Below are 25,878 nucleotides of genomic sequence, written 5' to 3'. Positions count from 1 at the left end.
CGGCCTGTGGCTGTTCAGGAGGTCCTCAAAGCCCTCGGCCAGTGGGAGATCAAGCTCCTCCCGCAGACCCCCCGCGACGTCCTCGACGCCCTCGACTACTTCGGGCACGTCGCGATCATCCCCGGCCGGTTGGACCCCGCCCAGTACGGCGACAACCTGCTCGCCCGCGACGTGGCCCGCTACGTCGGCGTCCTCCGCACCAAAACGATCGGCGACGACGGCCGCACCAGCGCTCCCCAAGACGACCTGGCCATCGGCGGCGTCGGCATGGCGTTCTGGCTCGGCGACGAAGACGGCAAAGGGTCGGTGTACGAGAACGCCGTCGAACCCGCCTCCGCCAGCTTCGCTACAGCCATCACCATGCTCCTCCCCGCCTCCGGAGCCGTCACCGCAGGCACCCTCTACAGCGTCACCGGCACGTACAGCGGACGGCACCAGTACGAGTCGCCGCGTGCCGCGATCAGCTACGTGTGCGAAACCATGTCCACCACCTCGGTTCCGGTGTCGTGGCGGGTCAATGGCAACGGCACCCTCGACGCCGGCCCCGACAGCAGCCTGTTCGTCACCAACCCGACGTGCGTCATCACCACCAAGGACGCCGGCGAGGACATGGCGATGCGCGCCCTCCCGGGCAGCGTGGACGTCACCCGGGACGTCGAGGACTACAGCACGCGCGTGGTCCTGCTCGCGGAGGGCGAGGGCACGAGCATCGCCACCGGTGCGGCGGACATCTCCCCGGCCACCAGCTACAAGGACATTCACGGCAACGCCGTGAAGCTCACCCGGCTCGTGTCAGAGTCGGATACGGCGACTACGAACGCGGCGACGCGCGCGCAGCTGGCACTGTCGCAGTTCACGTCAACGCGGAACGCACTCCAGCTGTCCACGTCGGACTACGACGTGCACGGCAGCTTCGTTGTGGGGGACCGGGTGTGGGTGTACGACCCGGACTCCGGACTGATCGACACGTCGACGGAGATCACGTTCCGCGGTCAACGCATCAACCCGATCAAACTCCAGGTCACCGAAACCCAGTGGTCGATAACCGACCAGTACACCGTCGCCTACCGCACCGCAGCCGGCACGTGGATCGACCTCACCCAGTACGTCGAGTGGGAGACCGATTCGACGAGCACGGTCACGGTCGGCGACTTCTCCCGGCAGCTCACGAACTCGTCATTGGAGCCGGTGGGCTCGCGTCCCAACGCGGACACGAGCGTGCCGGGCCAGCCGACGCTGATTGAGCCGTTCACCGGGGTCGCGTACCTCGACAACCGCGGCTTCACCCGGGCCCGTGTCGTCATCTCGTGGAACGCCCCGAACAACGTCGACGGCTCCACCATCCTCGACGGGGATCACTACGAGATCCGGTACGCCGTCGACACGGACATGATCTATCCGGCGACGTGGGCGGCCGTCGCCCAAGTCCGCTGGCAGGATCTTCAGATCTGGGCGCAGCCGTTCGCCGCACCCACCGGCAAATGGTCAACCATGGTCGTCCCATGGGACTCCACCACCGCCCAACTGCAGGACCTGTCCCCGGGTATCGGCTACGACATCCAGATCCGCGCCGTCGACAAGACCGGCAACACCGGCGCCTGGTCGTCGGTGACGACGTTCGTGGCGTCCACCGACAACATTCCGCCGTCGACTCCGGCTGCGCCGTCGGTGGCCGGGTCGCGGATCGCGGTGCAGGTGACGCACACGCTCGGCAAGAGCTCGGGCGGGACGTTCAATCTCGAATCCGATCTGGATCATCTGGAGATTCACGTCTCCTACGAGCCCGGCTTCACCCCGGACACGACCACCTTGAAGGGGAAAGCGGTCGCGAACGCGGGGATGATCCAGGCGCAGATCCCCGTCGTGTTCACCGCGCAGATCGAGGAGCTGTCGGCCCGCTACGTGCGGGTCGTCGCCGTCGACAAGACCGGCAACAAGTCCGGACCGTCCGACGCCGCCTCCGCGACCGCCCTCCTCATCGACGACGCGCACATCTCCGACCTGACCGTCTCCAAAGTCACCGCAGGGCAGATCAACGCGGACTGGATCGTCGGCGCCCGCATCAAAACCGCCGACACCGGAGCCCGCGTCGAGCTCAACAGCGGCGGCATCGGCGCCTGGAACGACGCAGGCACCCAGACAGTGTCCATCGCCGCAGCCGACGGCTCCGTATCCATCATCGGCCAACTGAAGTCCGGCACCTCGGGCAAGCGCATCGAGATCAACCCAACCAGCACCTTCCTGCCCGAGATCCGCTGGTACGCCAACACCGGCACCGACTACGGCTACATCAACGCCCTGTCCGCCGGCACCGACGTCAGCCTCGGCATGAACAGCTCCCCCTACGACGACGGCAGCGGAACCCAAACCGTCTCCCGCGTCTACCTCACCTCCACCGGCGGCGCCCGCATGGAAGCCGTCACAGCGACCGGACAGTTCGTACACGGCGGCTACGCCATCGCAACGTATGGCCTCTACACCTCTGGTTTCGAGACCGGCGGAACGGCTGGCGGCAAGTTCTACGCCGACCCGGTCAGGGGGCGGGTGGGATGGAACTGGGACGACACTACCAACGGCCAGTACTTCGACTTCACCACCGGGCGCACCCGGCATGTTGGCCTGTGGGCGAACTACAGCGCTGCCGCCTCCAATGACGGTTTGTTCACCGGCAACATCAACAACGCCTCCGCCGTGGCCGGAACGGTCGTCACGTGGGGGCCCACCATGGACAGCCCCATGTACCCGGTGGCGACGATCCGCGACAGCCCCGCCAACTACGTGTACATGTCGGCCACCCCCACCACGACAAGCGCGGGCCTCGACTACGCGATCGGTACCACCGGCGCATCGGCCGTCCAATTCTGGTGCTGGAGGATGTGACATGCCAGACGAATACAAGATCGCAGACGTGTTGGCGGGCGAGATCAGCCCCGGCGTCGAAGGGTGGCTTGTCGTCACCGTGCGCCCCGGCGACGTCCGATATCAGCACGCCATCCCGCAAGTCGCCTTCGAGTGGCGGGCCGCCGAGTACGGGCTCACGGACCCGGCGGAGATCCTCGATGTCATCCTCCACGAGCCCTACCAGGAGACCGCGGCGCCCGCCCTGCCGCAGTCCGTGAAGGCGCCCCCCGTCAAGGCTGTGGTGGCCGCGAAGGCGCAGGATCGGCACGGGCCGACCCTGCAGCAGGCCACGTCCACGAGGGACGCTCGGGAAGCGCACCGCTCCCGGATTGCCGCGGTGAAGACGGACCGGGTGCGGGTCACCGACCCGGACGGCCTGCTGCCGCACGTCTACAGCAACCACCGCATGGATCCCGACCGCGTCCGCGCCAAGCGTGAGGCCGTGGACGTCAACCGCTGGAACCGCCTGTACGGGGGCCTGCCCGTCCCTGTTACCACCTACCTGGAGGCCCCCCGTGCCTGATCCGTCCACCACCAGGCTGGGCCTGTACAAGTCCAAGTCCGATGGCTCCGAACTCGTCTCCTACACCCAAGACATCGGCCAGAACCTCGACAAGCTGGACGCTGCTGCGGGCTTCCAGGTCGTCACCTCATCGACGCGGCCGTCGTCCCCGTACTCGGGCAAGCCGATTGCCGAGTCCGACACCAGCTACCGCACCTACTTCTCCAACGGCACCGCACCCGCCAGCGCATCCTGGGTCGAAATCCCCAACTCCAGCGGCACCTTCAACAACAACCTGAAGATCTCCCAGGGCAAGCAGATCAACGTCGGAGCCAGCGGATCCACCGCCAGCTTCGCCGTCCTCACCACCGCATCCACCGACGACATCCTCTCCACCCGCGTCACCGGCGACACCGTCTCCCGCTTCCTCCTCGAAGCCGACGGCGCCCACACCTGGGGCCCAGGCGGCTCCACCGCAGCCGACACCACCCTCAGCCGCGCCGCAGCCGGACGCCTCGCCCTCGCAGGCACCAACGCCGCCCTCACCATCGGCTCCGCGACGACCCGGCCGGTCCTGTCCGCAGCCGCCACGGTCGCGAACACGGTCACGCAGACCGCGATCGCCACCTACACCATCCCCGCCGCCGACGCGATCGCCGGCGCGGTGTACCGGATTCGGGCATGGGGGACGCTGGGTGTGACGGGCACGCCGACGATCACATTCGTGTGCAAGCTCGGCGGGACGTCCGGGGTGACGATGGTGACGTTCCCAGCGGTCACCGTCCGCTCCGGCGCCACCGACGGCTCCTGGGAGGCCGAGTACTACCTCGCCTGCGCGACAACGGGCGCATCGGGAACCTGGTCTCCGATGGCCCGGTACACGCACAACTTCCTCACCTCAGTGACCACCTACACGCCGGTCGGGCCGATCACCTCGGCGCCGATCACAAGGGACACCACCATCGCCAACGACATGGTGCTGTGCGCCACGTGGTCCGCAGCATCCGCATCCAACACCATCACGTGCCGCGGGTTCGCCGGCGAGCGCGTCGCCTGAAGGGAGAACAGCATGGACACGTTCCAAGTCATCCTGCTCATCGAGGTCGGCGTCATCGCGATCGGGTCGCTGCTCGGCTGGCGCAGGCCTTAGCCCTGCTCGTCGGCCGGCTGGTATGGGGGCACGGCGGTGAGGTCCTGGCCCCCGGCCTGCGTTTCGGGCGCGCCCTGCTTGAGGCGTTCATTCTCCTCACGGAGCGCGGCGAGCTGGCGTTCCTGGACGTCGAGTTGGGCTTGGAGCAGCATGTTGGCTCGGAAGAGTTCGGTGGCCTTCTTCTCGAACGTGGGGAAGGCGTCTTCCATGCTGATCTGCTGACTCATGCTGTGACCGCCTTGTCTGCGAGTTCCCGGTACCGGTCCAGGAGATCCGTGCCGTTGAGGAACGGATGTTGCGGGAAGAAGCTGAAGTGGCTGATCACTGAGTTCCCGCGGAGGATGTTCGGCCGGCCCGTGGCGAGCGGCTGGTGGACCGTGTGCCAGCTTTCCTCCTCGTCGGGGACGAGGACTCCGGGCTGGGGGAGGGCGGCGTAGTCCTCGCCGCGGGACGCGAAGCAGCTCACGGAGAACTGGGTGCCGGGCTGCAGCGGGAAATCCTGGTACAGGTACAGGTCTTCGACCGTGCCAGCCTCAATGTGGTCCATGAGCATCTCGTGGAGCTTGACGGCGAACGGGCCGTTGGCCCAGCCGGTGGGGTCCATGCAGTAGGGGCCGACTGTTCCCCACTCCATGGGGATCTTCCCGCACAGCTGGAGGAAGTGGGAGCAGATCGCGTTGTTGATGATGATCGGGAACACGGCGATCGGCGCGGGCATCTCAATCCGGGCGCGCACCAGGTTCTCGACGGCGTCCTCGTGCAGGTAGACGACATCGTCGTCGAGCCGCAGGTAGATCGTGTCTGGGTCGGTCATGTACCGGTACGCCAGGCCTGTGTAGCGCTGCTTCGGCAGATGCCCGAGGCTGACGCCCTCCGGCCGGTGCTTGAGCCGGAACCACGGGAACGCCTCGGCGAGCTCGTGCGCGTAGGCGATGTCGTCTTCCTGGCCCGTGGGGTCGGTGTTCATGAACGCCCATACCTCGTCGACGAGGCCACGCTCGACATCCCGCTGCAGGTACTTGATCAGGATGCTGTAGGTCCGGACCCGGCCATAGGGCGTCCAGGCGACCACTCTTCTGCCGTCGATCACTGTGTGGCCTCCTGCCAAGTGATGCTGTCGGGTTGCGTATTGGCCGCGTGCAGGGCGGCGAGCGCGGCGAGGAAGTGCGCGGTCGCTTCGACGGCGAGGGCTTGCCGCTGCTCGCCGTGCCCGAATTCGAGGCAGCGGCCGAGGAGGTGCTCACCTTCGCGGTAGTGCTCGGGGCCGGTCACGGCCGCTGCCTTACCTGCAAGGTGGGCGAGTGGGTCATGCCGAGCCGCAGCACGTCTGCATCGGTATGCGGGTACACGTGGCCGTCGCACTCGACCTCGAAGCCGTTGTTGTAGATGGTCTTAATCCGGTAGTCCCGTTCCCGGTTCCAGTGCACGCCGAGCGGGAAGCGGACGAGCTCACCTACCCTGAAGAACTCGGTGAGGCCCCGCTCCTGCTGTCGCTGGCGGAGCAGGTCTCCCAGCGCGTCGAAGGGATCGGTCACGGCTTCCACTCCTCGCGGTAGTCGGGGTGGCTGGCGTAGGGCAGGGCGAGCAAGCGAATGTGGTGCTCCCACATGTCCTGATGGTCCGGGCCACCCCATGCGTCGTCGACGATCCGCCGCTTGGCTTCGACCTCGACGAGGATGCGGGCCGGGTTATGACGGGCGATGTGCTCGGCGACCAGCCAGTTAAGCCCGTCGGCCACCATGCGGACATCCGGGAAAGTGCGCAGGTCGCACGGCTCCGTCGGATCAATAGCGTTCCCGATATGCCACGGCCCCTTCGGGGCTTCGAGCGCCGTCGCCTCATCCTCGTCGAGCCGCGCCCGCAGGAACTCCACCAGCCCGCTCACGCCGCCACCCCCACGGGCGCGGCAAGCGCGTCCTGCCACTGCACGTGCAGCGCCTGCATGATGCTGCCGGAGGCTTCTCCGCGTGCGGTCATCCCGACCCGCTGCCGCAGCCCGGGGTCGTCTGCGAGCCGCTTCAAGTACCGGCCCCACTCGTGCTCATGCCGGACGAGGAACCCGTTCTCCCCATGCCGGATCACCCGCCGGTACGGCTCGATGTCGGAGGCGATCAGCGGAATGCCGAGGATGGACGCCTCCAAGAACTTCGTCGGGAACTTTGCCTGGTTGAACGGGATGTCCCGGTACGGCGCCACCCACACGTCCCACTCGCCGACCGCCTGCATGTAATGCTCGAACCGTTCCACCCAGCCCAGTGCGCCGACCCGCCGGCCCCGCAGCCCGAGGGACATAGCACGCTCCGGGCCGATGCCGACGATCCGCACCTGCACCCCGCCACCCGCCCGCGAGTACTGGGCGATCCGGTTCAGGGCGCGGACGGCTTCGGGGAGCTCGGCGACGGTGGACGACGTGCCAGCCCATCCGACCGACAGAGGTCGGTCCGCGGCCTCGTAGTCGCGGGGCGTGCCGAGGTACTGAGCGGGCAGGCCGTTCGGGACGACTCGCACGTCCTCGGCGTAGTCGCGAAGGACGGCGGCGAGGGGTTCGGAGCAGCAGGTGACGAGGTCGGCTACCTGCATGTTGGCGACGAGCCTGCCGAGCATGTCCGTGTCCCAGACGCGGCGGGCTTCCTGGTTGCTGCGGTCGATGTGGAAGTAGTCGTCGTCGAGGTCGAGGACGAGCCGCTTCCCCTGCTCCTTCAGCTTGTGCCACATGAGGGACGGCTCGCGCTTGGCGACCCGGCAGCCGACGACCGTGTCGAGCGCGGGCCAGTCCTGGGGGAGCCGCATCCCGCCGGACACGTTGTGGCCGAGCCATTGCAGGCTCATCCCGGGCAGGATCGCCCTGTACAGAGACGACCCTGCCGTGTCGGCCGACCAGAAGTGGGCGCGCACGTCAGCGCTCCTGAGCGTTCGGGGCTGAGTCGCGCAGGGCGTCGGCGACCGCGAGTAGCGCGGAAGCGATGGCGAGGTTGGAGCGGACGGTGAGTGCACCGATGGTGGTGGGGCCGTCGAGGTCTCGGGGGCGTCCGTCGGGGAGGGCTTCGATGCCGCGGAGGGCCTCGGCGGTGGTGTTGATCTCGGCGAGGGCGTGGCCGTATGGGGGGCGGGCGATCGACTCGGTCATGACGCCGCCTCAGGCCTGACGACGCAGATCGCGTGCCACGACGCGGGCCAGGTCGGCCGCAGTCAGGATGCGTTCGCCCGGCTTGAGGTTGATCGAGATGTTCCCCGGCTGCACCACACCGCCGCTGCTGTACGGGACGCTCTGCTCCAGATACCCAGGCAGCCACTCGGTGTTGTAGTAGTCAACGGTGCGTCGGATGCCTTCGTCGAGGGGTACGAAGTCGGCGGCCGCCATCCCGATCTGCGCCAGCGTGGACGTGTCGGAGGAGACGACCGCGTTCGGGACCTCACCCGGCCGCATCGGCAGGTGCTTGATCCCCACCGGTTCCCGGCCTGTGACGTTGGCGGCGTATTCGGCGACGAGGCGGGCGATGTCGTTGACGGTGACCGAGGTGAGCGGGCCGACCTCGACGGGGCGTTCGGTGGGTCCGTTGACTGCGGTGTGCTCCAGTGCGGTGACGAATGTGCGGGCGACGTCAGCGACGTACACGCAGTCGCTGATCTGGGTGCCGTCGCCGTACACCTCGATGGGCGCGCCGGTCAGGGCGCGGCAACTCAGCGCGGGGAGGATCTTCCTCACCTTGGAGGTCCCGAAGGGCTGCGCGACGGACTGTCCGGGTCCGTAGGCGTTGACGGGGCGGACGATGGTGATCTGCCCGCCGTCGCGGTAGAGGTTGTACATGCGGGCGAGGTCTTCGGCGGCCGACTTGGTGATGGTGTAGCAGCCGGTTCCGATGAGCCGCATGGCGTGGTTGCCGACTCCGGCGTAGGCGACCGGGAGCCCGTACTGGGTGGCGGCCTCGAAGACGTTCAGCGAGCCGAGGATGTTCGTTTCCGCACTCGGGCGGGGGTTGCTGATGGTCTCCTGGGTGCCGAGGACGGCGGCGAGGTGGATGATCCCGTCGACGTGCGCGGCGGCCTCCGTCACCGCCGTGGCGTCGCGGACGTCGCCGAGGAAGAACTCCTCCCCGTCGGCGAGGTGCTGGCGCCGGTCCTGGTGGTCGAGGATGAGGATGCTGTGGCCGCGCGCGGTGAGTTCGCGCCTGATCCAGGTGCCGATGAATCCGGCGCCGCCTGTGACGAGGACCTTCATGCGCTGTTCTCCTTGTTCTTGTCGCGGCCGCAGTGGCGGCAGGTTTGGTGCTTGGCTTTGGCGACGTCGCGGATGGCGGTGACGATGCTGTTGGCGAGGAGGAGCGCGGCGATGATCGCGGTGATGGCGACGGCAGTGCTCACGGCGCCTCCTGCTGGACGGTGGCCTCGTCCCATCCGTAGTCGCAACGTGTGCACCGCCGTTCCAGCCGCTCGGGCAGCGTGCTCGCCATAGCGACCTGACCGGGCGAGGGCTCGCCCTTGGCGCGGTAGAAGGTGCAGGCACCCTCGTTTCCGCACTTGGGGCAGGTGGGTTCGTCGCCGGAGAACGGCGGCAGTTCTGGGCTCATCGGTGGCTCCGAACGTTGGCGGGCGGCGGGTAGTCGTAGGTGACCGGCGCATACGGGGCGAGCACCACGAACGCGAAGAGGAGACCGAGCGCTTGACAGATGACCGTCACAATCCGCTCGCCTTCTCGTCGCCCCCTCGGGCAACGAACTTGGCGTTGCTGATGGCCACGCTGTAGGCGTGCCGGTAGGTCTGCGGATCCTTGATCGACGCGTCAACAACCTTCGGCTGCTCGGAGAGGTTGCGGACTCGCTTGAGGCGGGCGGCGAGGGCGTCGCGCTCCTTGTAGAGCCCCGCCAGTTCCCGCTGCCGTTCGCCCGCCAGCTCGACGAGTTGTCGCCACGCGGTGCCGCTCGACACGAGCAGCGCGCTGCACAGATCGAGGCGGGTCCGCTCGTGGGCGTACACGATCTCCGTCGTCCCCGCACGCTCCGGGCTGTCCGTCTCCGCCGACAAGAGGGGCAGGGGCAGGACTTCGTTGGCGGGGATGGTCACGGTGTCAGGCGTGACGACCACGCCGCGCGCGCCGATCTGTCCGGCGAGGTCTTGCCAGTAGTCGCGCCACGGGACGCCATCGCCGAGGGCTACACGCTGCGGCTGGCATTCGTCCACGACGAGCACGAACGGCGGCCGGTCATCATGCGGACCGGCGGGGAGTTCGAGGATCTGCAAGCGGGCCATAGCTGCTCCCGTGCGGGTTGATTGCGGGTTGAGGCGGCAGGGGTCAACCCGCAAAGAAGTCCCCTGCCGCCATCCCCGAGCCAGGGATGCCAGAACTGTAGCCTACGAATCGTAGGTAGACCTGGGCCTACAGGCTACGATTCCAAGGAAGAGTCAGGCGACAGGAGGACCCATGGCCGACCTCTGGATGCCAGGCGCAACCCGCCTCGACCTCGGCGACCACGCCCCGACCGACGGCGGCCCCGCCAAAGCCATCGCCCACATCACCTGGGACGTCAACGCAACCGCAGCGAAGCCGCAGGACCTCGTGCCCTACGAGCGGCTCCGCTCCTACTTCGCAGGCAGCGGCAAGGCGGTCGCACCGCACATCCTGTGGGACCCGTTCACCGGCCGCATCACCCAGTTCGTGCCCGCGAACTCCCGCTCCAAGAGCCTCGCCGACCAGGCAGGCGGCACCCGCACCAACCGCGCGGGCTCGGTCGTCATCCAGATCGAGGCCCTGTTCTTCCCCTACTGCCGTGTCGGCTCCACCGTGTACGCCAAACTCGCCGACACCCCCTGCAAGGGCTGGGCCGAACTCCAAGCGTGGGTGCACTCCTGGGGCGTCCCCAACGCATGGCCCATGGGGAAGCCCGACGGCTTCACATCCCGCCGCTCCGCATCCGTCTGGGCCACCAAACCCGGCTGGTACGCGCACGGCGACGTACCCGAGAACAACCACACCGACCCCGGCTCGTGGCCGGCATTCGTCACCGCTACGCCCGCGCAGCCGAGCACGCCAGCGAAGCCGAAGGTGTCGCTGGCCCACGTCATCTACGCGGCGAAGCATGACCCCGCTGCCGCGCAGGGCCACACCACGCACAAGGCCGAGGTCCTCACCGTCGAGAAGGCACTCAAAGCCGAGGGCCTGCTCGCCTCCCAGTACGTCGACGGCAGCTTCGGCACCAAGACTTTGGAGGCGTATGCCCGCTGGCAGCGCTCCCCAGCTGGCGGCGGCTACGTCGGCACCGACGCCGACGGCATCCCCGGCGCCGCATCCCTGCGCCGCCTCGCCGCCCGGCACGGGTTCACGGTGACGGCGTGAGTAGCGCCCTGACCCCGAAGCGGGTCGCTGTCCTCCACTACTGCATGGCCAGCGTCTGGACGCTCCTGCTCATCCCCACGCTGATCCTTTGGAAGAACTCCGTCCTCTGGATCGCCTTCATGTCGCTCTACGCGAATGTGGCAGCCCATCTCTCCGCGGCGAAGGCAAGCCGCGCCGAACAGGAAGCAGAAAAATGAGAATCTTCGGACGCGGAAATACGTAGAACTGACGCCACTTGTTCCAGGCGTCTCGTAAAATTGGGAGGTGAGGATTTGCGATATGTGTACTACAGAATTTGAGCCAGCGACGAGTCGGCAAAAGAGGTGCTCGAAGAAGTGCAACTCTATTGCCAGCAACACACGCAGGCGCGCCGACTCTGCCGTTAAGCGTTGTCGCACCTGCCTGCGAGACGCCCCAGTTGCGGAATTCCAACCGGCCCACCGCTCATGCCTGAGCTGCGAAGCTCTGCATGAGGCCGGGCTAAAGCGGTGCAGCAAGTGCGGCGAGGTCAAAGACCGCGCAGACTTCGGCAATAGGACCGGTCGACCCGGCGGGCGAGACAGTGCCTGCCGGGCATGCCGCAGCGAGTACTCTCGCGCACGCAACGCATCTCCCGAACGGAAGCGCATCAACAAAGACAACAAGCTGCGCTTGAAATACGGGATCGGCATTGAAGAAGCCAATGCCATGCTGGAGCGACAGCAGGGCCGCTGCGGCATATGCGGCACAACGAACAAACCTGAACTGTTCCACGTCGACCACGACCACTCGTCTGGAGCCGTTCGAGAACTGCTCTGCTTTCACTGCAATGCACTTCTCGGGCACGTGAAAGAAGACAGAGCGGTCCTTCAGGCTGCAATCCTCTATCTCGAAAGGCACTCTCATGGTCAAGATCTGGGGGCGTGAACCGGCTGTCGTCCTGGGAATCGTCTCAGCGGCGCTGTCCCTCGCCGTGACCTTCGGCATCGGCCTCTCCTCCGAACAGGCCGGTGCGCTCGTCGCCGCCATCTCTGCAGTGTTCGCCGCGGTCACCGCTGCGATGACCCGACCGATCACCCCGTCCGCGTTCACCGGCTTGGTCGCCGCGGTCGTGGCGCTGCTCGCCGCGTTCCACTTCAACGTGGCACCGGAGACAGTCGGTTCGCTGAACGCGCTGGTGCTGGCACTGTTGGTGTTCATCACCCGCGGCCAGGTCTCGCCGGCCAGCCCGAGCGCGCCGGCGAACGCCGAGCCGCCGCGAAGCATCTGACCGGGACGGCACGTGGACGACCCGTCGAACGCCGAGCTCGCCCACCGCATTGAGGCCATGCGCATAGACCTCAAGGAGGACTTCCGCGAGCTCGTCGGCCGACTCGACGCCAAGGTCTCCGTCGAACGGTATGAGATCGAGCGCCGCAACCGGGACGAAGTCCACGTCCAGATGATGGAGCGGATCACTGCAATCGAGACGGCGCGCGACAAAGAGCGCCAAGCCGCAGAATCGGCACGCCAGAAGGCGGTAGACGACCGCCGCGCGGACCGGCGCCTCATCTTCTCCGCGCTGGTCGTGCCCGTCCTCATCGTCCTCCTGCAGGCCTACCTCGCAGCCAAGGGGGCGGGATCGTGAGCAATCACGGCTCCCGAGTCAAAGCCAGACGTGTCGGCGACCTTCGCTTCGCGGCGGGCGCAGTCGTAGTCCTCGCCGTCCTGGCATGGGTCGTCATCACCATGCAAGCCCTCTCCCACGACCTGCGCGCGTCGAACGCCGCCCGGGATGCGCTGGCCCGGCAGGTGCAGGGCTTGGGTGGAACACCGGTCGCGGGTCCGCCGGGGAGCCGTGGCGAGCCTGGCGTGTCAGTGACTGGGCCGCCCGGTCCGGCGGGAGCGACTGGGCCCACGGGACCGCCTGGACCGGCCGGAGCCAACGGTAAGGGCGGAGCCAGCGGAGCACCGGGCGCGGTCGGAACCCCGGGACCTGTCGGAGCGACAGGTCCAGTCGGGACCGCCGGCCCCCAAGGACCCCAGGGCGAGCCAGGCCCGGCCGGTCCACAAGGCGAACCCGGCCCGCAGGGCGCCAAGGGCGACACCGGCGAGCAAGGGCCCGCTGGCCCCCCAGGACCGACCTGCCCCGACGGCTATTCGCTGCAAGCCCCGTCCTACGACCCGGACGCGCTCGTCTGCCGCAAAGACGGCGCCCCGCAGCCCGGGGACTCCGACTCGCCGTCCCCGCAGGTGCTGAGCCTCGACCCGCAGCGCCGACAGTACGTATAGGAGACCGCATGGCCGACGATGAATCCCCGCCCCCGTTCTGGTTGTCGCCGCGCCCGTTCCTCGAACCACCACCCATGCCGCCGGTGGAGGACGACGAGACCTGACCGCACGTCAACGCCCCCGCTCCTCGCCGCATCAGCGGTGGGGGAGCGGGGGCGCTTCGTCGCGCGTGCCTTTGCGGCCGACCGCTCAGTTACGTGGCAGAGGACAAGGCCGGCGGAGTCTCGCGCCCGCCCGCGCGTCGCGTTGCTGACCATGAGGCGAGGTCTTGATGCCCAAAGAAGTGCCCACTCTCGACGAGATCCGCGCCTGGCCCGCCACGGTGAGCGTCCCGCAGGCCGCGACCGCGCTCGGTGTCTCCAAGCGGCATCTGTACGAGCTGATCAAGCGGGGCGAGTCACCGGTCAAGCTGGCGCCGCTCGGCACCCGCCAGAGAGTCATCACCGCGTCGCTCGTGCGGTTGCTGGAGGGCATCTGAGGCCGACCGGCCCGAAGCGCCATGGAAGCGCGCCCTGTTGGGCCCGACCGCTCTCGATAACATGCCATATCAGGCGTCGCCCGGCCGTGGCCCGAAGAGGAGCTGCAGCAGTCTCCGGCGGCGATCCTGAGCTTCCTCGTCGCTCATCGGTGTCGCGTCGGGATCCCAGTACTTCTCCCACTTGCCGTCGCGGTCGCCGCCGATGGTCGTCTGCCACATCCAGGCGCCCTTGCCTGTCTCTTCAGCCATGCGGAGAAGCTTCCCGGATCGGCGTACTCGGCTCAACTCTATGGTTGATAATGACAGTTATCCCATACTGAGGAGAGGCTTCGCAGCATGAGCGCCTATCAGGACCTGATGACCGCCTTGGTCACCCGCCGCCCCAACCAGTCGGCAGCCGAGGACGAAGAGATCGTGTTGGCGGCGCTCGCCAAGCACGCTCACGAACTCGCGGCGAACCAGCGGAACTGGGATGCGGAAGCCGAGGGCTTCACAGACCCACAGATGGCGGTCTACGCCGTCGCCGATCTCATCGACCCGGAAACATCGTGACCGATCCCGCCGCCCTCGTCCCGCGTCCGTCGGCGGAACTGTCGACCGACCGACACGACCCCCGCGACGACTGGCCCGACGAAGCCCGCCAACTCGCCGACCACCTCACCGCCATCTACGGCGACCGCGACCCGCTCCCCACCATCGCCGGAGGATGGATCGCCCGACAGAAGAGCCGCCACACGAGGCGGGCCTACGTCCGCACGTTCAAGGCGTGGGAGGAGTACGCCCGCTCCACCGGCATCCACCCGTTGCAGGCGAAGCTGCCGCTCGCCGACGCCTACGCCAAGCACCTCGCCAAGACCCCCACCCGCAACGGCAAGCCGCCTGCCGAGACCACCCAGGCCCAAGCCCTCGCCGCCGCCGGGAGCTTCTACACCTACGCCGCCCGCCTACAGGCCGTCGACAGCGACCCGTTCGCCGCCGTTCTCCGGCCCTACGTCGACCCCGATTACTCGCCGACGGAGGGGATGACCGAGGACGAGACCACCCGGCTCATCGAGACCGCACGCAACTGGGCGCCCCGCTCCTACGCCCTCGTCATGCTGCTCTACCTCACCGGCGCCCGCGTCGACGAACTCCTCTCGTTGAACGCCGACCAGCTCGGCTACGACCGAGGACACCGCACCCTGCCCCTCACACAGAAGGGCGGCAAGAAACGGCCCGCCCCCGTACCGCCGCTCGCCCTCGACGCGCTCCTCGCCCACCTCGGCGACCGCGCCAACGGCCCGCTGTTCGTCACCGAGACCGGCCGCCGCTGGACCCAGCCCGAAGTGTGGAAGCACCTCCGCGTCCTCGCCCGACGCGCCGAAATCCCGCAAGCCGCCACCATCAAGCCCCACACGCTGCGGCACCAGTTCATCACTGACAACCTCGCCAACGGCGTGCCGCTCCAGGACGTCCAGGACGCCGTCAGCCACTCCGACCCGCGTACCACCCAGCGCTACAACCGGCGACGCCGCCAGCTCGACAACCACCCCGCCTACGCCCTCGCCGCCAAACTCGGGGAGCGGCTCCAGCAAGACGCCGCCGAGTAGTCCGCCCCGTGCCACACTGACCGCAGCCCCTGTCGCCACCCCCGTCGGCAGGGGCCTTCGTCTGCCGCGAGTTTCCCGGTCCCGAGGCGTCGGGCGGCCGAGATGCAACAGGGGAGGCCCACGCGCACGATGGGAAAGGGTCACTCTCTGGAGGTGATTGAGGATGCGACGAGCACTCGCCACCGCCGCAGCCGTGTTTCTTTCCGTCGGCCTTGTAGGAGGGCCGGCCGCCGCATCACCGCAAGGCGCTCCATCTTCTGAGCCTGTCAAGGTTCTCCCAGCGCAGGGGCCGGTCGACGTGTGTGACTACACCGATCGGCGGCCGAATCTTCAGCGCGGCTCATCAGGGTCAGCTGTCCGGCAAGTCCAGTGCTATCTGAACGAGGCCATAGATGCGGGCCTGCGAGAGGACGGACGGTTCGGCGGCCGGACGCGGAACGCGGTGACGGATTTCCAGCAATGCGCCGACATCGCCGTGGACGGGCGTGTCGGATCCCAGTCCTGGTCGTTCCTGTCCTTCTGGGCCAACGACCCGGACCGCCCCTTCTTCTGCTGATCGCTTAGGGGCGCGCATCCATCTCGCAGATGCGGAACGCGGGTGACCTTCATAGGCTGGCCCTGCTCGGGGCTATTGCGGAGGTCAGCCATGCCCCGAACCATCTGGAGCGGCGCCATCTCGTTTGGCCTGGTCACGGTGCCTTGTCACGTCCAAAGTGCTACCGAGAATCACTCGATCCAGTTCCACCAGTACCACCTGGAGGACATGGGGCGGGTGCGGGTGAAGAAGGTGTGCGAGTTGGAGGACCGGGAGATCGCCCAGTCGGAGATCGGCAAGGGCTACGAGTACGCCAAAGACAAGGTCGTCGCCATCTCTGATGAGGAGCTGCGGGAGCTGCCGCTGCCGACGGCGAAGGCCATCGAGATCGAAGCGTTCGTGCCGCTCGACTCCATCGACCCGATCCAGATCGGGGAGGGCTACTACCTCGCCCCGGACGGGGCCGTGGCGGCGAAGCCGTACAAGCTGCTGGTGCAGGCGCTCGGCCGGTCGTCGAAGGTGGCCGTCGCCAAGTACGCATGGTCCGGCCGGGAACGGTTGGGCCTGCTGCGGATCCGCGACGACGCGATCGTCCTGCACGCGATGCGGTGGCCTGACGAAATCCGGCCTCCGGCCGCCGTCGACCCGCCGAACGAGAAGGTGTCGGAGGAGGAGATCGAGGGAGCGCTCGCCCTGATGGAGTCGATGGCGCGCGACGACCTCGACGGCCCTGAGTTCGAGGACACCTACACCGACGCCCTCGCGAAAATCATCGAGGCCAAGCGGGAAGACCGCGAGCTCCCCGAGGCGCCGGAGCCCGAGAAGCCCGCCCGGATCCTCGACCTCATGGCCGCCCTCAACGAGTCGGTCGAGAAGGCCAAGGCGTCCCGCGGTGAGGACGCCGACGTTCACGAGATGCCGAAGAAGGCCGCGGCGAAGAACTCGGCGAAGAAGCAGCCGGCGAAGAAGACGGCGAAGAAGGCGGCTGCCCGGAAGTCGAAGAGCGCCTAGCCCTCGAGGAACCCGAGTTCGCTGTCTGGCCGGCAGGCTCCGCAGGCTTTCACCCCGTCGGCGAGCGCCCTCAGCGCCTCGTCCCGGCCGATGCCGCGGTGCCGCTTGCCTGCGTTCCAGCATCCGCCCACGTGGACTTGGACGGGCGGTGCGTCACGGTTGAGGCCGACCTCGAGGAGCCAGTCCGGCGGGGGCGGCCGGCGCTCGATGCCGTGCTGCCGTTCGGCTTCCCGCCGTTCGGCTGCCGCGATCGCCGCCCGTACTTCGTCGAGGGTGAGGGCGAGCCAGGTCTCCAGGGTGCGGAGTCTGGGCAGGTCGGGCGGCAGGTCGGTCACGACTCCAGCTTGCACCAAAATTCGAACACGTGCTCTATTGGGGGCATGGCCCAGCACAAAGTCGACTACCTCACCACCACCCAGGAGCGCATCCTCCGGATCATCCGCGAGGCCATCACGGAGAACGGCGACGCACCCACCGTCGCGGAGATTGCCAGCCAGGTCGGCATGCGCCCCTCCTCGGTGCACTACCAACTCGGCGAGCTGGAGGCCAAGGCCGCGATCGCCCGCGAGCCCGGCCAGCCGCGCGGAATCCGGCTCACGTGACCCCAGACCGCTTCCACCTCACCCTCACGTCCGCCGGCCGCCCGGTCATGCAGGGTTGGTGGGCCGTCGAGGAGACTGCGCGCGGCATGCTGCCGGTGTGGGTGGGCAGCTGGGGCGAACTGCCGGACGCCCGTATCACCCTCGTCGACGAGGAGACCGGCGCCGTATTGACGGAGTGGCCCGACGAGACGTGACCGTCTGCCATCCTGGCGGCATGGACGATCAGCTGTCTGCGGCTCTCGCTGCTATCCAGCGCGTGGAGGAAATCCTGTACGCCCACCACGGCACAGCTTGGGCCGCGGCTCCGGAAACGCAGGAGATCCGGGACGCGATCGCCGACATCGACACCATCTCGGGTGCGCCCGACGTGGTGCTTGGGGAGGCCCCGCCGGTGGACGAGTACCGCTTGTCGTCGCGTCCCGGCGTTGTCAGTGGCCCGTCGTAGCATGGGGGCATCCATCCGTGCTCGTAAGGCCCGGTTGGCTATTCGAATGACGCCCCGCCTGGTACAGCGACCGGGCGGGGCGTTGCGACATCTGGAGGGGCCGTGAACGACCTGGTGCAGTTCCTGCGCGACCAGCTCGACGAGGAGCAGCGGGTCGCGGAGGCTGCACCGCGTGGCCCGTGGGCGGTGACCGACGCGGGCAGCATCGTGGATGCGGACGGCGGCAGGGTGGTTTCCTCGGTCGGCGGAGCATTGGACGGCCGGGTTTCACGCTGGCCTGAGGGGCCGGTTGTTGCCCATGTTCTGGCGCATGATCCGGCGCGGGTGCTGCGGGAGATCGACGCCAAGCGGAAGCTGCTCGACGAGTTCGAGCAGGCAGACCGCTACAGCCGGACGACGTGGGGTCAGAGCAACGCCGACCAGTCTCGTGCGCGGACGCTCGGCAAGGTGCTGCGCCTTCTCGCGCTCCCATACGCGGACCGGCCCGGCTATCGCGAGGAGTGGCGACCCTAGCCCTCGGTCTCCGGGTGCCGGACGGTCTTCTTGGCGGCCATCTCGACGTCGACCCGGCTCTTCCCTTCCGCTGCCGCGTATTCGGTGACGGCGGCTTGGAACACGGCTGCGGCATCAACCCAGGCTTGCCTGGCCGCGTCCGGGTCGTCGACGTCGGGGGAGAGGTAGTGCTGGTGGGCCTGTACGGCGGCCTGCTCTAGCTGCACGAGATCTTCGAAGGTGTGTGCCACCCGGGGATCCTACGTGGGGGCGTTGCCTCGGCTTCGTCACGCCGCCGTGGTCACGTCTCCACGCGTGACCCGGTCGAGTTCGGCGAGCAGCCGCTGGTACTCGGCCCGCTGAGCCTCCGACAGCGGCGGCGCCGGGTGCCCGCGCCCAGCCCACAGGGCGCGGATGGCGGCGTTGAGCTCGGCCGCGCGGTCGGCGGCCGTGCACGTCGGAGGGCGCTCGGACGGAGTGGGGGGCACGCCCTGATTCTAGTGGCGGGCACTGTCAGAGACTCATGGCGAGGGCGGCGATGTCAGCCCTCGGCGGGCGGCTCGTCGGCGACGAACGTTCCGAGCCCGACCTCGCCCCGCGCCAGGCCCTGCTCCTGCAGATGCCGGTACACCTTCTGCACCGTGGATGCGGCGATCGAGAACTCGGCAGACAGTTCCACGACAGAGGGCAGCTTCGAGCGGGCCGGGTAGGTGCCGTCGGCAATCCGCTCGGCGACGATCGCCGCTACCTGCCGCCATACCGGCCGAGTCCGGTCAAGATCCACGCTCACACGGTCGACCGTAGATAGCCGCAGTACACCGCGCGACCGCAGTACAGTGCGGTCTACTGCGGTATACCGTGAAATTGCACGGACCCCCGCGGCCGCGGTCACGGCCCGGGGGCATGGCCGACGAACGGAGCGACGTCGACGTGGACGAGCGTAGAGACCCAGAGCCCGACGACGGAACCGTGCGGGCCGCCACGACCGCCGCTGCCTTAGCCGCCGGCGTCGGCAGGCTGAGTCCCGTACAGCAGGCGTACAGCGCCTATGCCCGCCATTCCCTGCAGTGCCCCGACTGCCGGGACGTCGACCGATCCTGCTGTGTTGCCGAGGAGCTCTGGCGCACGTACCAGGCGGTGGGCGCCGCTGCCTGCCAGCAGGTAGTGGACGGGGCGCTCTGAGTCCCAGCCACCAGTGCAGGCATGTCATCGGGACGGCAGCGGGTTACCCGCAGGAACGTTTAGCCAGCGCCTGACCTGCGCAATACCAGGCAATGGCCAGAGAATCGCGCGGGGCGAGAACTTCACAACGCGATCACAGGATCCGCCCGGATATATGCAGCGGGCACAGTTCCGGCCAGGGTAGACGGGCTGTTGACTCGAAGTCCCCGGCGCACCGGCCCCCCACACGGAGCGCCGCGTCATCCGCTCAGGAGGTCGGTGACATGCACCCCAAGCGTGTGGGCGATGCGGCGCAGGGTTCCCACTTTCGCATCGGCGGTGCCGGCTTCGATCGCTTGGTAGGCGGAGCGGCTGATGCGTGCGGCGAGGAAGACGCTCTCTTGGGTGCGGTTCTGTCGGATGCGTGTGACGCGGATGCGGTCGCCCATGGCGCGCTGCTCTCGGCGGAGCCATTCGTCGTCGTCGGGCAGGTGTGGCACTCGACAAACGCTCGGCCGATGATGATCATAAGTCAGCCCGGTTTACCGGGCATTATGTGATCTTGGATCTTCCTCGCCCTGCGTCCGCATCGCGCGCGCCGCGAGGTTCTGTGTAGTGTGCAGAAATCGAACCTGTGTTCGCCCGAAAGGGTGAATCACCAGTCCACACGGCATCCCGCTAAGCAGCGCGGGAAATCAGAGGGCCACCCCCCACCTCAACCAGCCGGCCGACAGCAGGAGACGAAATGGACCGCCAGCAGATCCTCGACCTCTACCAGTGGGAACCAGGGGTCTGCTTTCGCCATCCCGGCAAGGGGGAGGTGCCCACGGCCCTAGTGAAGGAACTCCGCCCCCGCTCGGATGAACCCCATGAGGTGCGGGCCTGTCGCGACTGCATCGTCGTCATGGAGGACATAAGGCGGGAGTCCGCTGCCCGAGCCGGGAATGAGTACGCGCCAGGACGTGCGGGAGGGCCGCTGCGGTAGTCGAGACAGCCTGGTGACAGGGCGTCTCAGCGTCTTCCTGTAGGGAGGATCTAGGGAGTGATCTTGGGTGGGGAGCGCTTAGGGAGCAGGGTGGAACGACCCGCTGTGAAGTATTAGGTCAGGAGCGGTAAGTCCAAGTAAGCAGGTCAGCCCGTCAGGCAGTGTGCGTGCAACACAAACCCGCCGGTACACCCCTGCGCATGACGGCTTTTATCTCAACCGGTACCGAGCCGTGGTGTGGCTGTATCTCGCCGAAGAACTCGAGGAGTTCACGGCAGTCGCGGAGAACACCCCGCTGCTGACAGCACGCCGGATGCCCGAAGGGCTGCGCGACATGCTGGACGCGGGCGTGGACCTGCGGGCCCGCAACTGGCGGGGGCGGCACCGCGGATTCCTCCTGCGGCTCGCCGAAGACCCCTGGGAGAGCGCCGGAGCCCTCGCCGCCTTCCTCGACCCCGTCCAGATCGCGGAGCTCGTCCCCGACCCGTACGAGCGATCCCATCTGGGCCGCTTCCGGCCGGGACCACCGGCCCAGGGCGCACAGGGATCGCCGGCCGCGCACCTCATCGAGAAGATCATGACGGCGGATCACCCGGACGAGATCGCATGGCTCAGGACCGACCTGACCCGCGCCCTGGAGGACGCCAGGAGGTTCCGGCCCGCGCCGCGCCCCACGGCCCGGCGGACAGCCTCCACTCAGCCGCAGGACCTGTCGACGCCCCAGGAGGAGCCGACTCGCGGCCTGCTGGGCTGGCTCCGCCGCAGAAGCTCCTGACCTACAGCGGCCGGAACAAGCCTTCCTGGACGACGGACACCAGCAGACGTCCCTCCAGGTCGTAGATCCGGCCACGGGCCAGACCGCGTCCGCCCGTCGCGATCGGCGACTCCTGGTCGTACAGGAACCACTCGTCCGCGCGGAACGGCCGGTGGAACCACATGGCGTGATCCAGCGACGCGATGTCGAAGCTCCGCGGACCCCACAAGGGCTGCACCGGGAGGCGGACGGCGTCCAGGAGCGTCATGTCGCTCGCGTAGGTCAGCGCGCAGGTGTGCACGACCGGGTCGTCCCCGAGCGGCCCGACCGCGCGCATCCACACCGCGCTGCGCGGCTCGGCGTCCTTGACCTCCTCGGCGCTCCACCTCAGCCGGTCCACATACCGGATGTCGAAGGGCTGGCGACGCGCCATCCGCTCCAACTGCTCGGGCAGTTCGCCCAGATGCTCCCGGATCTCGTCGCCGACCCTCGGCAGGGACTCCGGGGCCGGGACCTTGCGAGCGGCCGGCAGCTGGTGCTCGAAGGGACCTTCCTCAGGCTTGTGAAAGGAGGCGGTGAGATTGAAGATCGTGCGGCCCTGCTGCACGCCGGTGACCCGGCGTGTCGTGAACGACCGTCCGTCCCGCACCCGCTCGACCTGGTACACGATCGGTACGCCGGGCCGGCCGGGGCGCAGGAAGTACGCGTGCAGCGAATGCACCGGGCGCTCGCCGTCCGTGGTGCGGGCGGCGGCCACCAGCGCCTGGCCCGCCACCTGGCCGCCGAAGACACGCTGGAGGGACTCGTGCGGGCTTCGGCCACGGAAGATGTTGACCTCGATCTGCTCCAGGTCGAGCAGGTCGACGAGCTTCTCGGCCGGGTTCGTCATGGGTGGGATTCTCCTGTGCTCACAGCTGGCCGACATCGGTGACCCGGACGACCGCGCGGCCCTCCGCGTCGGAGGCGGCGAGGTCGATCTCCGCGCTGATGCCCCAGTCATGATCGCCGTTCGGGTCGGCGAAAGTCTGCCGTACGCGCCACAGCCGGTTCTGCGGCTCCTCCGCGATCTGCAGGAGCTTGGGACCGCGGGCGTCGGGTCCGGTGCCGAGGTCGTCGTACTCGTCCCAGTACTTGTCCATGGCCTCGCCCCACGCGTCGGCGTCCCAGCCGGCCTCGGCGTCCATCTCGCCGAGCTCCTCGACCTGGTCGAGGGCGGCGAGTTCGACGCGGCGGAACAGGGCATTGCGGACCAGGACGCGGAAGGCGCGCGCATTGGTGGTGACCGGCTTGACCTCGTCGGCCCTCTCCTGGGCCTCCTCGGCGGTCATCTCCTCGGGGTTGGCGAGCTGCTCCCACTCGTCCAGGAGGCTGGAGTCGACCTGGCGGACCGTCTCGCCGAGCCACTCGATCAGGTCCTGCAGGTCCTCGGACTTGAGGTCGTCCGGGATGTTGTGGTCGAGCGTCTTGTAGGCACTTGCGAGGTAGCGCAGGACAATGCCCTCGGTGCGTGCGAGCTCGTAGAAGGACACCAGCTCCGTGAAGGACATGGCCCGTTCGTACATGTCACGGATGACGGACTTCGGGGAGAGGGGATGGTCTCCGACCCAGGGGTGGCTCTTGCGGTAGGTGTCGTACGCGTGGAAGAGGAGCTCCTCCAGGGGCTTCGGGTACGTGATGTCCTGGAGGCGTTCCATGCGCTCCTCGTACTCGACGCCGTCCGCCTTCATCGCGGCCACGGCCTCGCCCTTCGCCTTGTTCAGCTGGGCGACGAGGATCTGGCGGGGGTCGTCCAGAGTGGACTCCACGACGGAAACCATGTCCAGGGCGTAGGACGGCGATTCGGGGTCGAGCAGCTCGAACGCGGCGAGCGCGAAGGTGGACAGCGGCTGGTTGAGCGCGAAGTCCTGCTGGAGGTCCACGGTGAGGCGGACGATGCGGCCGCTGGCGTCGGGCTCGTCGAGTTTCTCGACGATGCCGCCGTCCAGCAGCGAGCGGTAGATGGCGATCGCCCGCCGGATGTGCTTCAGCTGCTGCCTGCGCGGCTCGTGGTTGTCCTCCAGGAGATGCCGCATCGCCTCGAAGGCGTTGCCGGGACGGGCGATCACCGACAGCAGCATCGTGTGAGTGACGCGGAAGCGGGACGTCAGCGGCTCCGGTTCGGAGGCGATCAGCTTCTCGAAGGTGTTGTCCGTCCAGCCGACGAAGCCCTCGGGTGCCTTCTTGCGGACGACCTTGCGGCGCTTCTTCGGGTCGTCGCCGGCCTTGGCGAGGGCCTTCTCGTTCTCGATGACGTGCTCGGGTGCCTGGGCGACGACGAAGCCCGCCGTGTCGAAGCCCGCCCGGCCCGCGCGGCCTGCGATCTGGTGGAACTCGCGAGCGCGCAGGGTGCGGACGCGGTTGCCGTCGTACTTGGTCAGCGCCGTGAACAGCACTGTACGGATGGGCACGTTGACGCCGACGCCGAGTGTGTCCGTGCCGCAGATGACCTTCAGCAGACCGGCCTGGGCGAGCTTCTCCACCAGCCGCCGGTACTTGGGCAGCATGCCGGCGTGATGGACCCCGATGCCGTGCCGTACGTAACGGGAGAGGTTGCGGCCGAATTTGGTGGTGAAGCGGAAGTTGCCGATCAGGTCGGCGATCTTGTCCTTCTCCTCGCGCGAGCACATGTTGATGCTCATCAGCGCCTGTGCCCGTTCCACCGCCTGCGCCTGCGTGAAGTGCACGATGTAGACGGGTGCCTGCTTGGTCTCGAGGAGCTCCGTGAGGGTCTCGGTGAGCGGGCTGAGCTTGTACTCGTAGGAGAGCGGCACGGGGCGGGTCGCCGAGCGGACCACCGACGTGGGCCGGTTGGTGCGCCGGGTCAGGTCCTTCTCGAACATCGAGACGTCGCCGAGCGTGGCCGACATCAGGATGAACTGCGCCTGGGGCAGCTCCAGGATCGGGATCTGCCATGCCCAGCCGCGGTCCGCCTCGGCGTAGAAGTGGAACTCGTCCATGACGACCTGGCCGACGTCCGCGCCCTTGCCGTCGCGCAGCGCGATCGAGGCGAGCACCTCGGCGGTGCAGCAGATGACGGGAGCGTCGGCGTTCACGGATGCGTCGCCGGTCAGCATGCCGACGTTCTCCGTGCCGAACATCTTGCACAGCTCGAAGAACTTCTCCGACACGAGCGCCTTGATGGGCGCGGTGTAGAAGGTGACCTCGTCACGGGCGAGGGCGGCGAAGTGCGCACCCGCCGCGATCATGCTCTTGCCGGAGCCGGTGGGCGTCGACACGATCACGTTCGCGCCGGAGACCACCTCGATCAGCGCCTCCTCCTGATGGGGGTAGAGCGTCAGCCCCCGCTCCACGGCCCACGACTCGAAGGCTTCGTAGAGGGCATCGGGGTCGGCGGTCGGCGGCAGCTGATCGATGAGGGTCACCCACCCATCTTGCCTGCCCGGATGCCCGATGGGGGAATCGGATGCGAGGGGGAAGATCACGACCAGTACGCTGTGTCGCCGACGGGGCGTCAGCGCAGCCGGTCAACTGGACAGTGGCACACGAGGAATGGGGCGGGCAACGCCGATGATGGGACCAGCACACTCGCTGTCGGGCGCCGCGGCCTGGCTGGGCGTAGGAGCGGCGGCCGCCGCCACGGGGCACACCATGCCATGGCCCGTACTGCTGGCTGGAGCCCTGATCTGCGCGGGCGCCGCGCTCGCTCCCGACCTCGACCACAAGGCGGCCACCATCTCGCGGGCCTTCGGGCCGGTATCGCGGGCCCTGTGCGAGATCGTCGACAAACTCTCGTACGCCGTCTACAAGGCCACCAAGAAGCAGGGCGACCCGCGTCGCTCCGGCGGACACCGCACGCTCACCCACACCTGGCTGTGGGCCGTGCTGATCGGTGCGGGCTGCTCGGTGGCGGCGATCACTGGCGGCCGCTGGGCGGTGCTGGCGATCCTTTTCGTGCACATGGTGCTGGCCATCGAGGGCCTGCTGTGGCGTGCGACCCGGGGCTCCAGCGCCGACGTCCTGGTCTGGCTGCTGGCCGCGACCAGCGCGTGGATCATCGCGGGCGTTCTGGACAAGCCGGGCAACGGCTCGGACTGGCTGTTCACGCAGCCGGGCCAGGCGTACCTGTGGCTGGGGCTGCCGGTCGTGCTGGGCGCGCTCGTGCACGACATCGGGGACGCGCTGACGGTCTCTGGCTGCCCGGTCCTGTGGCCGATCCCGGTGGGCCGCAAGCGCTGGTACCCGATCGGCCCGCCGAAGGTCATGCGGTTCCGGGCGGGCAGCTGGGTCGAGCTGAAGGTGCTGATGCCGGTGTTCATGCTCCTCGGGGGAGTGGGCTGCGCCGCGGCGCTCAACTTCATCTGAGGCCGGGGCGCCGGATTCCGCCGTCAGCTGCCCTGACCGGTCCCGCCTCCGTACCGCCGCTCGAAGGCGGCCACACGTCCCTCGGAGTCCACCGTCCGCGCCTTGCCGGTGTAGAAGGGGTGGCTCTCGGAGGAGATCTCCACGTCCACCACCGGGTAGGTCTCGCCGTCGTCCCACTCGATGGTCCGGTCGCTGGTGGCGGTGGACCGGGTCAGGAACGCGTAGCCGGCGGAGCGGTCACGGAAGACGACCGGGTGGTAGTCGGGCTGCTTGTCCTGCTGCATGGCTGCTCCTTCTGCGGGGCGGGATGGGGCGTGGACGGTGCGGTGG

The 25,878-nt window shown here is 68.1% G+C and carries 39 protein-coding genes and 1 pseudogene; 20 read left to right on the top strand and 20 right to left on the bottom strand.

Annotated features, from left to right (window positions below):
• Positions 1–6 precede the first annotated feature (6 nt).
• The 3 genes from QF027_RS06620 to QF027_RS06610 are packed head-to-tail and all read left to right on the top strand — an operon-like array spanning position 7 to position 4,460.
• A complete protein-coding gene (locus QF027_RS06620) occupies positions 7–2,880 on the top strand; it encodes a fibronectin type III domain-containing protein (protein ID WP_307073312.1) in 2,874 nt (957 codons plus the stop codon).
• 1 nt (position 2,881) lies between these two features.
• On the top strand, positions 2,882–3,424 hold the full coding sequence (locus tag QF027_RS06615; RefSeq protein WP_307073310.1) for a hypothetical protein: 543 nt from the start codon (positions 2,882–2,884) through the stop codon (positions 3,422–3,424).
• Positions 3,417–4,460, top strand: coding sequence for a hypothetical protein (locus tag QF027_RS06610; RefSeq protein ID WP_307073308.1), 1,044 nt, complete (start codon positions 3,417–3,419; stop codon positions 4,458–4,460). The genes QF027_RS06615 and QF027_RS06610 overlap by 8 nt, the downstream gene beginning before the upstream one ends.
• Before the next feature lie 89 nt (positions 4,461–4,549).
• Here QF027_RS06610 and QF027_RS06605 read toward each other — a convergent pair whose 3' ends face one another.
• From QF027_RS06605 to QF027_RS06555, 11 genes are all read right to left on the bottom strand, one after another.
• Positions 4,550–4,780, bottom strand: coding sequence for a hypothetical protein (locus QF027_RS06605; RefSeq protein WP_307073307.1), 231 nt, complete (start codon positions 4,778–4,780; stop codon positions 4,550–4,552).
• Complete coding sequence (locus QF027_RS06600; RefSeq protein WP_307073305.1) at positions 4,777–5,643, bottom strand: hypothetical protein; 867 nt, start codon at positions 5,641–5,643, stop codon at positions 4,777–4,779. The genes QF027_RS06605 and QF027_RS06600 overlap by 4 nt, the downstream gene beginning before the upstream one ends.
• Positions 5,640–5,825: a hypothetical protein gene (locus QF027_RS06595; protein ID WP_307073303.1), complete on the bottom strand. Its 186-nt coding sequence runs from the start codon at positions 5,823–5,825 to the stop codon at positions 5,640–5,642. The genes QF027_RS06600 and QF027_RS06595 overlap by 4 nt, the downstream gene beginning before the upstream one ends.
• Entirely contained in the window at positions 5,822–6,088 is a 267-nt protein-coding gene (locus QF027_RS06590) for a hypothetical protein (protein WP_307073301.1), read from the bottom strand. Before QF027_RS06590 ends, QF027_RS06595 begins: the two co-directional genes overlap by 4 nt.
• Positions 6,085–6,438 carry a DUF6221 family protein gene (locus QF027_RS06585; protein WP_307073299.1) on the bottom strand — a complete coding sequence of 118 codons (354 nt, stop codon included), beginning with the start codon at positions 6,436–6,438 and terminating at the stop codon, positions 6,085–6,087. Before QF027_RS06585 ends, QF027_RS06590 begins: the two co-directional genes overlap by 4 nt.
• Positions 6,435–7,448, bottom strand: a complete 1,014-nt coding sequence (locus tag QF027_RS06580) for a glycosyltransferase family 4 protein (RefSeq protein ID WP_307073297.1) — start codon at positions 7,446–7,448, stop codon at positions 6,435–6,437. The genes QF027_RS06585 and QF027_RS06580 overlap by 4 nt, the downstream gene beginning before the upstream one ends.
• A 1-nt stretch (position 7,449) precedes the next feature.
• Positions 7,450–7,680: a hypothetical protein gene (locus QF027_RS06575; RefSeq protein ID WP_307073295.1), complete on the bottom strand. Its 231-nt coding sequence runs from the start codon at positions 7,678–7,680 to the stop codon at positions 7,450–7,452.
• Between the two features lie 9 nt (positions 7,681–7,689).
• Positions 7,690–8,772, bottom strand: coding sequence for an NAD-dependent epimerase/dehydratase family protein (locus tag QF027_RS06570; protein ID WP_307073293.1), 1,083 nt, complete (start codon positions 8,770–8,772; stop codon positions 7,690–7,692).
• Entirely contained in the window at positions 8,769–8,915 is a 147-nt protein-coding gene (locus tag QF027_RS06565) for a hypothetical protein (protein WP_307073291.1), read from the bottom strand. Before QF027_RS06565 ends, QF027_RS06570 begins: the two co-directional genes overlap by 4 nt.
• Positions 8,912–9,121 carry a hypothetical protein gene (locus QF027_RS06560; protein ID WP_307073289.1) on the bottom strand — a complete coding sequence of 70 codons (210 nt, stop codon included), beginning with the start codon at positions 9,119–9,121 and terminating at the stop codon, positions 8,912–8,914. Before QF027_RS06560 ends, QF027_RS06565 begins: the two co-directional genes overlap by 4 nt.
• 106 nt (positions 9,122–9,227) lie before the next feature.
• Complete coding sequence (locus QF027_RS06555; RefSeq protein ID WP_307073287.1) at positions 9,228–9,800, bottom strand: hypothetical protein; 573 nt, start codon at positions 9,798–9,800, stop codon at positions 9,228–9,230.
• 172 nt (positions 9,801–9,972) lie between these two features.
• Here QF027_RS06555 and QF027_RS06550 point away from each other — a divergent pair, with 172 nt between their 5' ends.
• The 6 genes from QF027_RS06550 to QF027_RS06525 all read left to right on the top strand — a co-directional run bounded on the left by QF027_RS06550 (position 9,973) and on the right by QF027_RS06525 (position 13,612).
• Positions 9,973–10,884 (top strand): peptidoglycan-binding domain-containing protein, encoded by a 912-nt coding sequence (locus QF027_RS06550; protein ID WP_307073285.1) that lies wholly within the window; start codon positions 9,973–9,975, stop codon positions 10,882–10,884.
• A complete protein-coding gene (locus QF027_RS06545) occupies positions 10,881–11,081 on the top strand; it encodes a hypothetical protein (protein WP_307073283.1) in 201 nt (66 codons plus the stop codon). Before QF027_RS06550 ends, QF027_RS06545 begins: the two co-directional genes overlap by 4 nt.
• Before the next feature lie 82 nt (positions 11,082–11,163).
• A complete protein-coding gene (locus tag QF027_RS49535) occupies positions 11,164–11,790 on the top strand; it encodes an endonuclease VII domain-containing protein (protein WP_373432403.1) in 627 nt (208 codons plus the stop codon).
• Between the two features lie 46 nt (positions 11,791–11,836).
• A complete protein-coding gene (locus QF027_RS06535) occupies positions 11,837–12,133 on the top strand; it encodes a hypothetical protein (protein ID WP_307073279.1) in 297 nt (98 codons plus the stop codon).
• 12 nt (positions 12,134–12,145) lie between these two features.
• A complete protein-coding gene (locus QF027_RS06530) occupies positions 12,146–12,490 on the top strand; it encodes a hypothetical protein (protein ID WP_307073276.1) in 345 nt (114 codons plus the stop codon).
• Positions 12,491–13,405: 915 nt separating this feature from the next.
• Positions 13,406–13,612, top strand: a complete 207-nt coding sequence (locus QF027_RS06525) for a helix-turn-helix transcriptional regulator (RefSeq protein WP_307073274.1) — start codon at positions 13,406–13,408, stop codon at positions 13,610–13,612.
• Between the two features lie 69 nt (positions 13,613–13,681).
• Here the strand turns inward: QF027_RS06525 and QF027_RS06520 are convergent, their stop codons facing one another.
• The gene (locus QF027_RS06520) at positions 13,682–13,861 is read right to left on the bottom strand and encodes a hypothetical protein (RefSeq protein WP_307073272.1); all 180 of its coding nucleotides are present in this window, start codon (positions 13,859–13,861) and stop codon (positions 13,682–13,684) included.
• An 87-nt stretch (positions 13,862–13,948) separates the two neighbouring features.
• On the opposite strand from QF027_RS06520, the gene QF027_RS06515 reads away from it, so the two are divergent.
• The 4 genes from QF027_RS06515 to ku all read left to right on the top strand — a co-directional run bounded on the left by QF027_RS06515 (position 13,949) and on the right by ku (position 16,747).
• Positions 13,949–14,164, top strand: coding sequence for a hypothetical protein (locus tag QF027_RS06515; protein WP_307073269.1), 216 nt, complete (start codon positions 13,949–13,951; stop codon positions 14,162–14,164).
• Positions 14,161–15,201 (top strand): tyrosine-type recombinase/integrase, encoded by a 1,041-nt coding sequence (locus QF027_RS06510; RefSeq protein WP_307073267.1) that lies wholly within the window; start codon positions 14,161–14,163, stop codon positions 15,199–15,201. The genes QF027_RS06515 and QF027_RS06510 overlap by 4 nt, the downstream gene beginning before the upstream one ends.
• Before the next feature lie 163 nt (positions 15,202–15,364).
• Entirely contained in the window at positions 15,365–15,757 is a 393-nt protein-coding gene (locus QF027_RS06505) for a peptidoglycan-binding domain-containing protein (RefSeq protein WP_307073265.1), read from the top strand.
• A gap of 90 nt (positions 15,758–15,847) precedes the next feature.
• Positions 15,848–16,747: a non-homologous end joining protein Ku gene (ku, locus tag QF027_RS06500; RefSeq protein WP_307073262.1), complete on the top strand. Its 900-nt coding sequence runs from the start codon at positions 15,848–15,850 to the stop codon at positions 16,745–16,747.
• Here ku and QF027_RS06495 read toward each other — a convergent pair.
• On the bottom strand, positions 16,744–17,082 hold the full coding sequence (locus QF027_RS06495) for a DUF6233 domain-containing protein (RefSeq protein WP_307073260.1): 339 nt from the start codon (positions 17,080–17,082) through the stop codon (positions 16,744–16,746). The two genes, ku and QF027_RS06495, sit on opposite strands and share 4 nt — an antisense overlap.
• 45 nt (positions 17,083–17,127) lie before the next feature.
• On the opposite strand from QF027_RS06495, the gene QF027_RS06490 reads away from it, so the two are divergent.
• From QF027_RS06490 to QF027_RS06475, 4 genes are all read left to right on the top strand, one after another.
• A complete protein-coding gene (locus QF027_RS06490; protein ID WP_307073258.1) occupies positions 17,128–17,349 on the top strand; it encodes a LexA family protein in 222 nt (73 codons plus the stop codon).
• Positions 17,346–17,543 (top strand): hypothetical protein, encoded by a 198-nt coding sequence (locus QF027_RS06485; RefSeq protein WP_307073256.1) that lies wholly within the window; start codon positions 17,346–17,348, stop codon positions 17,541–17,543. The genes QF027_RS06490 and QF027_RS06485 overlap by 4 nt, the downstream gene beginning before the upstream one ends.
• Positions 17,544–17,563: 20 nt before the next feature.
• The gene (locus QF027_RS06480) at positions 17,564–17,794 is read left to right on the top strand and encodes a hypothetical protein (protein WP_307073255.1); all 231 of its coding nucleotides are present in this window, start codon (positions 17,564–17,566) and stop codon (positions 17,792–17,794) included.
• Between the two features lie 102 nt (positions 17,795–17,896).
• Positions 17,897–18,307 (top strand): DUF6221 family protein, encoded by a 411-nt coding sequence (locus QF027_RS06475; RefSeq protein WP_307073253.1) that lies wholly within the window; start codon positions 17,897–17,899, stop codon positions 18,305–18,307.
• Here the strand turns inward: QF027_RS06475 and QF027_RS06470 are convergent.
• Genes QF027_RS06470 through QF027_RS06460 form a run of 3 tightly spaced genes read right to left on the bottom strand, consistent with a single transcriptional unit; the run spans position 18,304 to position 19,076 of the window.
• The gene (locus QF027_RS06470) at positions 18,304–18,537 is read right to left on the bottom strand and encodes a hypothetical protein (RefSeq protein WP_307073251.1); all 234 of its coding nucleotides are present in this window, start codon (positions 18,535–18,537) and stop codon (positions 18,304–18,306) included. The two genes, QF027_RS06475 and QF027_RS06470, sit on opposite strands and share 4 nt — an antisense overlap.
• A gap of 36 nt (positions 18,538–18,573) precedes the next feature.
• A complete protein-coding gene (locus tag QF027_RS06465) occupies positions 18,574–18,774 on the bottom strand; it encodes a hypothetical protein (protein WP_307073249.1) in 201 nt (66 codons plus the stop codon).
• A gap of 53 nt (positions 18,775–18,827) precedes the next feature.
• Positions 18,828–19,076 carry a GntR family transcriptional regulator gene (locus tag QF027_RS06460; protein ID WP_307073247.1) on the bottom strand — a complete coding sequence of 83 codons (249 nt, stop codon included), beginning with the start codon at positions 19,074–19,076 and terminating at the stop codon, positions 18,828–18,830.
• 113 nt (positions 19,077–19,189) lie between these two features.
• Between QF027_RS06460 and QF027_RS06455 the strand changes: the two genes are divergently transcribed.
• Positions 19,190–19,468: a hypothetical protein gene (locus QF027_RS06455; protein ID WP_307073246.1), complete on the top strand. Its 279-nt coding sequence runs from the start codon at positions 19,190–19,192 to the stop codon at positions 19,466–19,468.
• A gap of 239 nt (positions 19,469–19,707) precedes the next feature.
• Here the strand turns inward: QF027_RS06455 and QF027_RS06450 are convergent, their stop codons facing one another.
• Complete coding sequence (locus QF027_RS06450; protein ID WP_307073244.1) at positions 19,708–19,896, bottom strand: helix-turn-helix transcriptional regulator; 189 nt, start codon at positions 19,894–19,896, stop codon at positions 19,708–19,710.
• 744 nt (positions 19,897–20,640) lie between these two features.
• Here QF027_RS06450 and QF027_RS06445 point away from each other — a divergent pair.
• Positions 20,641–21,207 (top strand): annotated as a pseudogene (locus QF027_RS06445) (DUF6397 family protein); the annotation flags it as partial.
• 1 nt (position 21,208) lies between these two features.
• Here QF027_RS06445 and QF027_RS06440 read toward each other — a convergent pair.
• Together QF027_RS06440 and QF027_RS06435 are read right to left on the bottom strand one after the other, a co-directional pair.
• Complete coding sequence (locus QF027_RS06440) at positions 21,209–22,075, bottom strand: acyl-CoA thioesterase (RefSeq protein WP_306985108.1); 867 nt, start codon at positions 22,073–22,075, stop codon at positions 21,209–21,211.
• 19 nt (positions 22,076–22,094) lie between these two features.
• Positions 22,095–24,608 (bottom strand): DEAD/DEAH box helicase, encoded by a 2,514-nt coding sequence (locus QF027_RS06435; protein ID WP_306985110.1) that lies wholly within the window; start codon positions 24,606–24,608, stop codon positions 22,095–22,097.
• 145 nt (positions 24,609–24,753) lie between these two features.
• On the opposite strand from QF027_RS06435, the gene QF027_RS06430 reads away from it, so the two are divergent.
• A complete protein-coding gene (locus QF027_RS06430; RefSeq protein ID WP_307073242.1) occupies positions 24,754–25,548 on the top strand; it encodes a metal-dependent hydrolase in 795 nt (264 codons plus the stop codon).
• Positions 25,549–25,571: 23 nt separating this feature from the next.
• On the opposite strand, the gene QF027_RS06425 is transcribed toward QF027_RS06430, so the two are convergent.
• Positions 25,572–25,832, bottom strand: a complete 261-nt coding sequence (locus QF027_RS06425) for a type B 50S ribosomal protein L31 (RefSeq protein WP_062051008.1) — start codon at positions 25,830–25,832, stop codon at positions 25,572–25,574.
• Positions 25,833–25,878 lie beyond the last annotated feature (46 nt).

It is taken from the genome of Streptomyces canus, from assembly GCF_030816965.1.
GTDB lineage: Bacteria > Actinomycetota > Actinomycetes > Streptomycetales > Streptomycetaceae > Streptomyces > Streptomyces canus_E.
This window is presented reverse-complemented; position numbering and strand designations above follow the sequence as displayed.

What these genes read in the sequence shown, in the direction of transcription:
- QF027_RS06615 (WP_307073310.1), top strand. Translation starts at nt 2,882, where the DNA reads ATGCCAGACGAATACAAGATCGCAGACGTGTTGGCGGGCGAGATCAGC.
- QF027_RS06605 (WP_307073307.1), bottom strand. Translation starts at nt 4,780, where the DNA reads ATGAGTCAGCAGATCAGCATGGAAGACGCCTTCCCCACGTTCGAGAAG.
- QF027_RS06575 (WP_307073295.1), bottom strand. Translation starts at nt 7,680, where the DNA reads ATGACCGAGTCGATCGCCCGCCCCCCATACGGCCACGCCCTCGCCGAG.
- QF027_RS06570 (WP_307073293.1), bottom strand. Translation starts at nt 8,772, where the DNA reads ATGAAGGTCCTCGTCACAGGCGGCGCCGGATTCATCGGCACCTGGATC.
- QF027_RS06560 (WP_307073289.1), bottom strand. Translation starts at nt 9,121, where the DNA reads ATGAGCCCAGAACTGCCGCCGTTCTCCGGCGACGAACCCACCTGCCCC.
- QF027_RS06555 (WP_307073287.1), bottom strand. Translation starts at nt 9,800, where the DNA reads ATGGCCCGCTTGCAGATCCTCGAACTCCCCGCCGGTCCGCATGATGAC.
- QF027_RS06550 (WP_307073285.1), top strand. Translation starts at nt 9,973, where the DNA reads ATGGCCGACCTCTGGATGCCAGGCGCAACCCGCCTCGACCTCGGCGAC.
- QF027_RS49535 (WP_373432403.1), top strand. Translation starts at nt 11,164, where the DNA reads ATGTGTACTACAGAATTTGAGCCAGCGACGAGTCGGCAAAAGAGGTGC.
- QF027_RS06525 (WP_307073274.1), top strand. Translation starts at nt 13,406, where the DNA reads ATGCCCAAAGAAGTGCCCACTCTCGACGAGATCCGCGCCTGGCCCGCC.
- QF027_RS06520 (WP_307073272.1), bottom strand. Translation starts at nt 13,861, where the DNA reads ATGGCTGAAGAGACAGGCAAGGGCGCCTGGATGTGGCAGACGACCATC.
- QF027_RS06515 (WP_307073269.1), top strand. Translation starts at nt 13,949, where the DNA reads ATGAGCGCCTATCAGGACCTGATGACCGCCTTGGTCACCCGCCGCCCC.
- QF027_RS06505 (WP_307073265.1), top strand. Translation starts at nt 15,365, where the DNA reads ATGCGACGAGCACTCGCCACCGCCGCAGCCGTGTTTCTTTCCGTCGGC.
- ku (WP_307073262.1), top strand. Translation starts at nt 15,848, where the DNA reads ATGCCCCGAACCATCTGGAGCGGCGCCATCTCGTTTGGCCTGGTCACG.
- QF027_RS06490 (WP_307073258.1), top strand. Translation starts at nt 17,128, where the DNA reads ATGGCCCAGCACAAAGTCGACTACCTCACCACCACCCAGGAGCGCATC.
- QF027_RS06480 (WP_307073255.1), top strand. Translation starts at nt 17,564, where the DNA reads ATGGACGATCAGCTGTCTGCGGCTCTCGCTGCTATCCAGCGCGTGGAG.
- QF027_RS06455 (WP_307073246.1), top strand. Translation starts at nt 19,190, where the DNA reads ATGGCCGACGAACGGAGCGACGTCGACGTGGACGAGCGTAGAGACCCA.
- QF027_RS06450 (WP_307073244.1), bottom strand. Translation starts at nt 19,896, where the DNA reads ATGGGCGACCGCATCCGCGTCACACGCATCCGACAGAACCGCACCCAA.
- QF027_RS06440 (WP_306985108.1), bottom strand. Translation starts at nt 22,075, where the DNA reads ATGACGAACCCGGCCGAGAAGCTCGTCGACCTGCTCGACCTGGAGCAG.
- QF027_RS06430 (WP_307073242.1), top strand. Translation starts at nt 24,754, where the DNA reads ATGATGGGACCAGCACACTCGCTGTCGGGCGCCGCGGCCTGGCTGGGC.
- QF027_RS06425 (WP_062051008.1), bottom strand. Translation starts at nt 25,832, where the DNA reads ATGCAGCAGGACAAGCAGCCCGACTACCACCCGGTCGTCTTCCGTGAC.